Raw genomic sequence first — 6,523 nt, 5'->3', positions numbered from 1 at the left:
TAGCCCCTTTTATACGACGAAGCCGGACGGAATGGGCATGGGCTTGTCAATATGTCGTTCGATTTTGACCGCGCACGGCGGGAGCATCAGTGCAAGTTCCGAACCGGGATCAGGCACCACATTCGAATTCACCATTCCATTCAACAGGGAGGTCGGATGATGGCCGAACTCACAATGCCGATCGTCTTGATCGTTGACGACGACATGCACTTGCGGCGAAAATTTGATTTATCGTTCATCTGGGGATCGCTGTGCACCTTTCGCCAGGAAGGGAGGGTCAGATGGAACTGACTGCAATACCGCCCCAGATCGGAGTTTTAGAAAGTGACGGCAGTTCGCAGCCCGAAGACGGCAGCATTCCCAATCGCCGAGCCAGGATTGTTAGGATCGGCCGCATTGCCGCCCGGATGAATGATATATTGGAAGAATGGCTGCACAGCCAGCCACTGCGTAACTTGCGTCTGGTATGTGACTTCAATCACAGCCTCGTAATCCGGAATGGGCTGCGACATGCCGCTGAACGCAATGTCCGCTTTGGCTAGATTCGACACGCCGTTGCCGATGTTCGCGTAGGCGAAGCCGATCCCTGCGGTATCGTTGTTACGTCCCGGCAAAAGCCCTTTGTAAGTCATACCCATATCGACGTACCAGTAGATGCTGTTACGATCTTGCTCGGGTGCGATCGCAACGCGGACAAATCCGTTGAGACCATTGTCACTGTTGCCGGGCTCCTGCCAGAGCGTTTGGTCAGCAACAGCGTAGATCGCATAATTTCCTGAGAGTCGCATTGGGCTGCCGCTCGCCACAGGGCTAGCGAGTGAAATGCCGTTCGAGGCGGTGGAGAGACTGTCGAACGTTTCCGAATTATACCACATGCCAATCTTGTATGTGCCGGGTAGGCCGGGATCACCCTTGGCGGGCGTATAAGCATAGGATGCCTCGGCAATGGCGAGAACTCCATCGCCAAGCGAAACACCCAACCCGTTGGCATCGGTTGTCGGACGGCCGTTGAAAACTGCAGCCTGGAGTGTCCATGCATCGTCGGGCTTTACAATGACTTGTCCGCCCGGCGCGGCGAAGGGATAAGCTGGACCTCCTTCGGGGAGGTCGACAGCAAAAAGGCCGGGAAAGCCGAACGTGGAGTTCACAAAAAGACCTGCTGTGTTGCTGATCGCAAAATTCTGGTCTGCCAGAATTTGCCCGATCTTAAGCGTAACGGAATCTTTCATCAGGCTCTGAGCGATGTAGAATTCACCTAGCCTGACACTGCTGTCGGCTTCGACCGATGTCACGGTCAACAGGTTACCGAGATCGCGCTTCGACAGACCTTCGCCTTGGATTGCATATCCCGAGATATGGATCTTGCCGCCAGTCCAGCCCGTCAGCCGATCCATATCGAAATCGCCTTGCAACTGGAAAACGCCGTCATAGGCTGTCCCCGTCCGCACACCGCCCGATACGTTACCGAGCCAATCGCTGGTTTGAGTTATTGTGAAGATGACGCCCTTATCGCGGAGCCAACTTCGATAATCGTTCCAGTCACCCGTGAGCGTGGTTTCCGAATAGGACGGGGGAGCCTCCTCGGCCGCCTTTGCCTCAGTTCCTGGTAGGATCATCGCAAGTACAATTGGGACAAGAGCGCGGTTTCTAATCATCATACCCTTTCCAGTGCAGTGCGCGATTGACTTGTCTTTCCGTCTGATATCGACGGCAGCGCCACCTCATTCCTAAATACCGTAAATCATCCCAGGGTCACTAGCGCTAGCATTCGCAGCGGCGATGTCAGGTTAACGCGGAATACTCAGGCGTAGGTCAGGTCATGACAGTTCAATCAAGCCGGCATCCGGGGCGCCTTCCAATCGTAGGAGCGCAAGAAACTCACCAATGCTCGCATGGCGGCGCTGGAGTGTCTTTTGCTCGGGTAATAAAGATACCAGCTTGGCAAAAGGGGGCTCCAGTCCTTCAGAACCTCCGTCAACCGGCCGTTCGTTAGGTAGGGTGTGGCGTAGTCCTCGAAGACATGGGCCAATCCGCATCCGGCGACAGCGGCCTGCAGTTCGTTGTGTGCTGAACTCACCGTGAATCGCCCCTCCGGCAAGACATCCAGCGCTTCTCCGCCGTTTTCAAATTTCCAGGATACCAGTGTGCCGCCGGGAAATCGTCGGCGAATGCAGTTGTGGCCAGTGAGATCGTTGGGGGTCAGAGGCAGGCCATGCTTTGCAATATAATCCGGCGACGCCACGATCGCGTATCGAAGCGATGGTCCCAGCGGTACTGCAATCATATCTTGTGCCAGTTGCCTTCCGAACCGAACGCCCGCGTCAAAGCCCCGCTCGACGATGTCGATGACCGCTGCGTCGCTGACAAGTTCGACCTTGATGTCTGGGTATGTGTCCATAAAGGTGAACATTGCCGGACAGAGCAGGTGATCGATTGCGGGGCCCGGCGCATTGATGCGAAGGGTGCCGGACGGATTTTCCTTCAACTGGTTAAGGTCATCGACTGCGAGACGGATGTCCGTCAAAGCTGGACCGAGGCGCTGCAGGAGACGCACTCCCGCCTCCGTCGGCGCAACGCTTCTTGTTGTCCTGTTGAGCAGGCGGATGCCGAGCGCCTCTTCCAAAGCGTTAATTGTTTGGCTGAGTGCCGATGATGAAACACCTCGCTCCAGGGCGGCCGCCCTGAATCCGCCGCATCTGACGATCGCCGCGAAAACATCCAGGCTATCCAAACGAAATTGATCCATTGCGAAGCCTACCTTATCAAGCTGAGTAGATTTGCTCGTCTTATCAGCGCAGTGATTTGAGGTCATCTAAATACCTCAACCGCACATGCGGATTGTCGACTGAAAGGAAAAGCAATGGATCGACTCACATTGAACCGACGAACGGTCATGGTTTCAGCGGTTGCTGGAACGTCCGCTCTCCTGCTGGGAGGTTCAGCCGGAGCAGGCAATGCGCAAGTGCAGAGCTCGGAAGCCGGGAATATCGGATATTATCGATTCCAGGTCGGGCAGATTAAGGCGACAGTTTTGAGCGATGGCCTGATTGGCGGTCCACCGACGGTCTATGCCAACGATGCTCCGGAAGCCGAGTTGCAGGAGGTCCTTCGTCGCGCTTTCCTGCCCACCGATCACATGAGCCTACAACTCAACACGCTGCTACTTGAAGTCGGCGGTAGGCGAATACTGCTTGAGGCGGGAGCCGGCACTACGATGGGACCGAATGCGGGGCGTGTGTTCGACAATCTCGCCGCAGTCGGTCTCGGTGCAGGCGATATCGACACGATCGTGGTGTCCCACACGCACCCTGATCACGTCGGCAATCTGCGCAATTCCGAAGGCAAAAAAGCATTTCCCAATGCTGTCGTCTATGCACCCCGCGCAGATTGGGATTTTTTTGTGCGCAACGATCCCGATCTCTCCTACATGCCGGTTGCGCGGGACTTTCGCGACCGGTTTGCAGCGGCGATCAAACGTAGTGTCGAGCCGATCGCCAAGGACATTGAGCTCTACGAGGCAGGCGTGGAAATCGTGCCGGGCCTCACTACGATAGCTGCGCCCGGGCATACGCCTGGCATGGCAACTTTCCTGCTCCACTCAGGTAACGACCAACTGCTTCTCACTGCGGACCTTGCCTATCACCCAGTCGTCAACATCGACCATCCATGGCGACCCGGACCTGATAGAGACAAGGATACCGCGCTCGCGTCGCGCCGCCGCATATTCGATATGGCCGCGACCGATAAGGTCCTTGTTCTCGGGTTTCATTACCCGTTTCCAGGGCTGGGACGAATGCTCAAGACCGACATGGGTTACGCCTGGGTCCCGGCGGGCTGGCAGTTTTGACCAGAATCGAACTGGAGGTTTTCTCGTGACTCAAACGACAATCGATCGACGGCGCTTTCTGGGCGCATGGGTCTGACTGCCGCGGGCGCGGCGATCGCAGCAGATGCAAAGGCGCAAGAAGCGCCGAGCTATGCGCCGCTCACCGGAAAGCTCGACTGCACAGAAATTGAGCAAAATCAAATATGCTCAAAAAACACCTTGACGAAGTTCTAAAAATAACTTCGACTGAACCAATGTCGCAATTGGTTCGAACCATTACCCACATGGCAACTAATCAGTCCCAGGAAAATTCAAACTATGCGCTCGAGCGCCTGCGCGGTCTCTTGGCGTCTGATCAACTCGATAGTGATGGAAAATTGCCCACCGAACGGGCGCTGGCGCTTATGTTCAGAGTGAGCCGCCGTTCTATACGGCGTGCGCTGGAAGTATTGGCAGCCGAGGGTCGAATCTGGCGTCGCCAAGGCTCAGGCACCTATGCCGGTCGCGAGCAGGATGACTGGGCCGATCACGTCGAAACTATCGTTGCCGGTACCAATTTCATGGAGATCATGGAGGTCCGCCTCAGGATAGAGCCGCAGCTGGCACAACTTGCAGCAATGCGCGCCAAGAAGGATGAGATAACCCGCATGCGGGAACTCGCGCTGAAGATACGCGAAAGCGACGACTCCGATTCGCGTGAGTTGTGGGACGGCGCCCTGCATCGGCAAATCGCCCAGAGTGCCGGTAACCAGTTCTTTCTGACGATCTTCGATGTGATCAACAGAGTTCGCCAGGACGAGGCCTGGCGGCTTATTCGCGAAAAAGCGCGCAGCGCCAACGACACCCTGTCGGTCTCTCACGCTCAACACGCAACGCTCATCGATGCAATCGCTGCCCATGATCCAGCAAAAGCGGGCGAAGCCATGCGTCAGCATCTTCTGATGCTGCAAGAACGGTTGATCCGTCAGACGTCAATGGACACCGCGGGAAAGGGTGTTCTGAGCGACGCATCATAGGAACGCGCTTTCAACGGCGCCGTCACCAAAAGACCGATAAAATAATCGGCATTCAATGTGGAACAAACGAGCGCATGCAACCGCTCACAATGAGGAGTTTAACGTATGAAAACGGCAAGATTTATTGCGACGCTTGTGGTGGGAGCGATTTTGGCGTTTCCAGCCTTTGCTACCGAGTTGAAAATCGGTCTCCAGGATGATGCCGATGTCCTTGACCCGGCTCAGTCACGAACCTTCGTTGGCCGCATCGTATACACGGCGCTGTGCGACAAGCTCGTCGATGTCAACCAGAAGCTCGATATCGTGCCGCAACTTGCGACCGACTGGAAATGGTCGGAAGACGGCACGGAACTTGTCATGGACCTTCGCCAGGGCGTGACATTCCATGACGGCACGCCGTTCAACGCGGCAGCTGTCGTTGCCAATATCGAACGTTCGAAAACACTGCCGGAATCCCGCCGCAAGAGCGAACTCACCTCCGTCAAGACGGTCGAGGCGATCGGTGATTATCAGGTCAGGTTCACTCTGAACAGTCCGGACGTGACGCTTCTCGCCCAGCTTTCCGATCGCGCCGGCATGATGGTTTCGCCAAAAGCCGCCGCGGAAATGGGTGCGAATTTCGGCAACAAGCCGATATGTTCCGGGCCGTTCAAGTTCGTCGAACGCGTCCAGCAGGATCGCATCGTCCTCGAGAAGTTCCCGCAATACTGGAACGCCGCCAATATCTTCATCGACAAGGTCACTTTCCTGCCGATTCCCGATACGACAGTTCGCCTCGCGAACCTGCAGTCTGGCGACCTCGACATGCTGGAACGGCTGGCCGCGAGTGATCTGGATGCGGTCAAGAGCGATTCCAGCCTGAGTTATGCCGATACGATCAACATCGGCTACATGGCTCTTTACGCCAATATCGCCAATGGTCCGCGTGCGGATAATCCCTTCGGCAAGGACAAAAGGCTGCGGCAAGCATTTTCGCTCGCTATCGACCGCGAGGCCGTCAACCAGGTCGTATACGAAGGCACGTCCGTTGCCGGCAACCAGCCCTATGCTCCTAACAGCCCCTGGTTCGACAAGGATATACCTGTGCCGGCTCGCGATGTTGAAAAAGCCAAGGCCTTGATGAAGGAAGCCGGGCACGAAAAACTCGACATCGAGCTTCAGGTACCGAACAACCCTGTTGCGATGCAGATGATGCAGATTATCCAGTCGATGGTCGCGGAAGCCGGTTTCAATGTCACGCTGAAGGCAACGGAATTCGCTACGCTATTGTCGGAGCAGACTGCAGGCAACTACCAGCTCAGCCGTTCCGACTGGTCCGGCCGTGTCGATCCGGACGGCAACCTGCATCAGTTCGTCACCTGCAAGGGCGGCATCAACGATGTAAAATATTGCAATCCGGAAGTGGACGCTCTTCTCAATGATGCCCGCAAATCGACTGACAATGCGGTGCGCAAGCAAAAGTACGACGCGGCGGCGAAGATTTTGAATGACGATATGCCGGTCATTTATCTCGGCCATCAGTCCTACATCTGGGCGTTTAAGAAGGGCGTAACAGGCTTTGTGCCCTACCCGGACGGAATGATCCGCCTGCAGGGCGTGAAGAAGAGCGGCTAGTCAAATCGGTACCGCGAGGCTGCAGCGTCTTGCAGCCTCGCTTGAATGCCGATCAACACGTCAGGAT

The 6,523-nt window shown here is 56.0% G+C and carries 6 protein-coding genes; 4 read left to right on the top strand and 2 right to left on the bottom strand.

The window, feature by feature from the left end:
- Positions 1-160: ATP-binding protein (locus LB462_RS10835; RefSeq protein ID WP_255626561.1), on the top strand; the 160-nt coding region annotated here is incomplete at its 5' end.
- A 157-nt stretch (positions 161-317) separates the two neighbouring features.
- Here the strand turns inward: LB462_RS10835 and LB462_RS10830 are convergent.
- The gene (locus LB462_RS10830; protein WP_224507703.1) at positions 318-1,658 is read right to left on the bottom strand and encodes a carbohydrate porin; all 1,341 of its coding nucleotides are present in this window, start codon (positions 1,656-1,658) and stop codon (positions 318-320) included.
- Positions 1,659-1,831: 173 nt separating this feature from the next.
- Positions 1,832-2,812 carry a LysR family transcriptional regulator gene (locus LB462_RS10825; RefSeq protein ID WP_370637108.1) on the bottom strand — a complete coding sequence of 327 codons (981 nt, stop codon included), beginning with the start codon at positions 2,810-2,812 and terminating at the stop codon, positions 1,832-1,834.
- A 48-nt stretch (positions 2,813-2,860) separates the two neighbouring features.
- Here LB462_RS10825 and LB462_RS10820 point away from each other — a divergent pair, with 48 nt between their 5' ends.
- The 3 genes from LB462_RS10820 to LB462_RS10810 all read left to right on the top strand — a co-directional run bounded on the left by LB462_RS10820 (position 2,861) and on the right by LB462_RS10810 (position 6,456).
- Positions 2,861-3,847, top strand: a complete 987-nt coding sequence (locus LB462_RS10820; RefSeq protein ID WP_224507699.1) for an MBL fold metallo-hydrolase — start codon at positions 2,861-2,863, stop codon at positions 3,845-3,847.
- A 263-nt stretch (positions 3,848-4,110) separates the two neighbouring features.
- Positions 4,111-4,842, top strand: a complete 732-nt coding sequence (locus LB462_RS10815) for a FadR/GntR family transcriptional regulator (protein WP_224507744.1) — start codon at positions 4,111-4,113, stop codon at positions 4,840-4,842.
- Positions 4,843-4,947: 105 nt separating this feature from the next.
- Complete coding sequence (locus LB462_RS10810) at positions 4,948-6,456, top strand: ABC transporter substrate-binding protein (protein WP_224507697.1); 1,509 nt, start codon at positions 4,948-4,950, stop codon at positions 6,454-6,456.
- The last annotated feature ends 67 nt before the right edge of the window (positions 6,457-6,523 follow it).

Origin of the sequence: Phyllobacterium chamaecytisi (assembly GCF_020164455.1) — a bacterium.
Taxonomy (GTDB): domain Bacteria; phylum Pseudomonadota; class Alphaproteobacteria; order Rhizobiales; family Rhizobiaceae; genus Phyllobacterium; species Phyllobacterium chamaecytisi.
The sequence above is the reverse complement of the archived record's forward strand: the minus strand, read 5'-3'. Positions and strand labels throughout refer to the sequence as shown.